Raw genomic sequence first — 2,724 nt, 5'->3', positions numbered from 1 at the left:
CCCGTCTGCGCGCCATCGCCGTGGAAATGGCCTGGCTTTGGCTGCGTCATCAACCCGACTCGGTGTGATTTTTCGTGGAATGAGGACCCTGTTTGAGGGGTGATTTTCGTCCAAACGGGACCCCTTAACGTGGGGTCATCAAGATGCCTCCGGTTTGATCGGAGGCATTTGTGTTTTGGATGTTGGTTGTGGAGACGATTGCAAAGATACGCCGGCTGTCGCTGGTGCAGGGGAAGTCGATCAAGGCGATCTGCCGGGAACTGGGGATCTCCCGCAAGGTGGTTCGCAAGGTTCTGCGATCGGACGAGACCGAGTTCCGCTACGAGCGCAAGCATCAGCCGTATCCTCGCATGGGAGCCTGGCGTGAGCAGCTGGACCGGCTGCTGTCGGTGAATGCGGCGAAGCCGCAGCGTGAGCGGCTGACGCTGATCCGCATCTTCGAGGAGCTTCGCGGCCTTGGCTATGACGGCAGCTACAGTTCGGTGTGGCGGCATGCGCAGGACTGGGAGGAGCACCGCGGCAGCGCTGCCGCCGAGGCTTATATCCCGCTGAGCTTCGCGCCTGGGGAAGCCTACCAGTTCGACTGGAGCCACGAAGTCGTCCTGCTGGACGGCGTGACGGTGACCGTGAAGGTTGCACACATGCGGCTCTGTCATAGCCGCATGTTCTTTGTCCGGGCGTATCCGCGCGAGACGCAGGAGATGGTGTTCGACGCGCATGACCGGGCGTTCGCCTTCTTCCGTGGGGCGTGCACACGCGGCATCTATGACAACATGAAGACGGCGGTGGACGCGATCTTCATTGGCAGGGATCGTCGCTACAACCGCCGCTTCGCGCAGATGTGCGGGCATTACCTCGTCGAACCTGAGGCCTGCACGCCGGCGTCGGGTTGGGAGAAGGGGCAAGTCGAGAACCAGGTCGGGCTGGTGCGGGAGCGCTTCTTCACGCCGAGGCTGCGCTTCAAGACGCTGGAGGACCTGAACGGCTGGCTGGCCGACAAATGCGTCTCCTACGCCAAGGCGCATCGGCATCCCGAACAGGGCGATCGCACGGTCTGGGAGGTGTTCGAGGAGGAGCGAGCCAGCTTCATTCCCTATGCCGGACGCTTCGACGGCTTCCACTGCATTCCCGCGTCTGTGTCGAAGACCTGCACGGTGCGCTTCGACAACAACAAATACTCGGTGCTGTCGAGCGCCGTCGGCCGGCCGGTCGAGATCCATGCCTATGCCGATCGGATCGTCATCCGCCAGGATGGCGCGGTCGTTGGAGAACACGCCCGCTGCTTCGGCCGTAACGAGGTGATCTACGATCCCTGGCATTATGTGCCGGTGCTGGCCCGCAAGCCGGGCGGACTGCGCAATGGCGCACCATTCAAGAACTGGGTCCTGCCGTCGGCCATGGAGAAGGTGCGCCGCAAGCTCAAGGCCGCCGATGACGGCGACCGGCAGATGGTGTCGATCCTCACATGCGTGCTGAGCGACGGATTGAACGCGGTCGAGGCGGCCTGTCAGGAAGCGCTCGATCACGGCATCTCATCGGCGGCGGTGATCCTCAACATCCTGGCCCGCAGCCGCGATCCGGCGCCGGGCACGATCCTTTCCATTCCCCAGGCGCTTAAGCTGGCTCATGAGCCGATCGCCGATTGCGCCCGCTATGACAGCCTCAGGAGGACAAGCAGCCATGGAACGCACCGAAGTGCTGGAACTGATGGGAGTGCTGAAGCTCTACGGGATGCGCTCGGCCTATGACGAGATCATGGGCGTCGCCATCAAGCGCCAGCATGAGCCACCTAGGATCATCGGCGATCTCTTGCAGGCAGAGATATCGGAGAAGCAGGCGCGCTCCATCAAATACCAGCTCACCGTCGCCAAGTTGCCGCTGGCCAAGGACATCGACGACTTCGACTTCACCGGCACGCCCGTCAACGAGAGCCTGATCCGCGACCTCGCCGGCGGAGCCTTCGTGGCCGATCAGCGCAATGTCGTCTTGATCGGCGGCACCGGCACGGGCAAGTCGCATCTGGCTATCGCCATTGCCCGCTCCCTCATCCGCAACGGCGCGCGCGGCCGCTTCTTCAATGTCGTCGATCTGGTCAACAGGCTCGAGACCGAGACCCGCGCCGGCCGGCAGGGCCGCATTGCCGACCACCTCACCCGGCTCGACTTCGTCGTGCTCGACGAACTCGGCTATCTACCCTTTGCCCAGGCTGGCGGCCAGTTGCTCTTCCATCTGGTCTCGAAACTCTACGAGCGCACCAGCGTCATCATCACCACCAATCTGGCATTCGGCGAATGGCCCACCGTCTTCGGCGATGCCAAGATGACCACCGCGCTGCTCGATCGGCTCACCCACCATTGCGAGATCGTCGAGACCGGAAACGAATCCTGGCGCTTCAAAAGCCGCTCTCAAAGCTGAAGTCCAAAAGCCAATCAGTCGCGCCCGATCAGGCTGTGCAACCCCGACCAGCTTCGCCTGATCGGGCGCTCACCGCCGTGCACTTCATCACCCCAAACCGGGGTCCCTTTTGCGCGAAAATATGGGGTCCCGATTCCACGGTCATTGACACGACTCGGCGCTTGCGCGATGGTATCACGAAAGGGTCCGCCGGCTCGGCCCGCGCACCAGGAAAGTCACGATCGTCGCCCTGGCGAGGAAACTGCTTGTTGCTTTGTGGAAGTACGCGACCAGCGGCGTGGTTATCGAAGGCGCAAAAACGAAGACCGC

The 2,724-nt window shown here is 62.6% G+C and carries 2 protein-coding genes and 1 pseudogene; all 3 read left to right on the top strand.

What is annotated here, in order from left to right; all coding sequences use genetic code 11:
- The first annotated feature begins 179 nt into the window (after nucleotides 1–179).
- Complete coding sequence (istA, locus tag ACLKMW_RS26320; RefSeq protein ID WP_415727480.1) at nucleotides 180–1,748, top strand: IS21 family transposase; 1,569 nt, start codon at nucleotides 180–182, stop codon at nucleotides 1,746–1,748.
- Nucleotides 1,681–2,415, top strand: a complete 735-nt coding sequence (istB, locus tag ACLKMW_RS26315; protein WP_415727479.1) for an IS21-like element helper ATPase IstB — start codon at nucleotides 1,681–1,683, stop codon at nucleotides 2,413–2,415. The genes istA and istB overlap by 68 nt, the downstream gene beginning before the upstream one ends.
- 154 nt (nucleotides 2,416–2,569) lie before the next feature.
- A pseudogene (locus tag ACLKMW_RS26310) lies at nucleotides 2,570–2,724 on the top strand (IS110 family transposase); the annotation flags it as partial.

Source organism: Borborobacter xinjiangensis (genome assembly GCF_047739745.1).
In the GTDB taxonomy this organism is placed as follows: domain Bacteria; phylum Pseudomonadota; class Alphaproteobacteria; order Rhizobiales; family Rhizobiaceae; genus Pseudaminobacter.
Note: the sequence above shows the minus strand (reverse complement) of the source record. Positions and strands in the feature narration are given on the sequence as shown.

Excerpts from the sequence above, each read along its gene's own strand:
- istB (WP_415727479.1), top strand. The coding sequence starts at position 1,681 with ATGGAACGCACCGAAGTGCTGGAACTGATGGGAGTGCTGAAGCTCTAC.
- istA (WP_415727480.1), top strand. The coding sequence starts at position 180 with ATGTTGGTTGTGGAGACGATTGCAAAGATACGCCGGCTGTCGCTGGTG.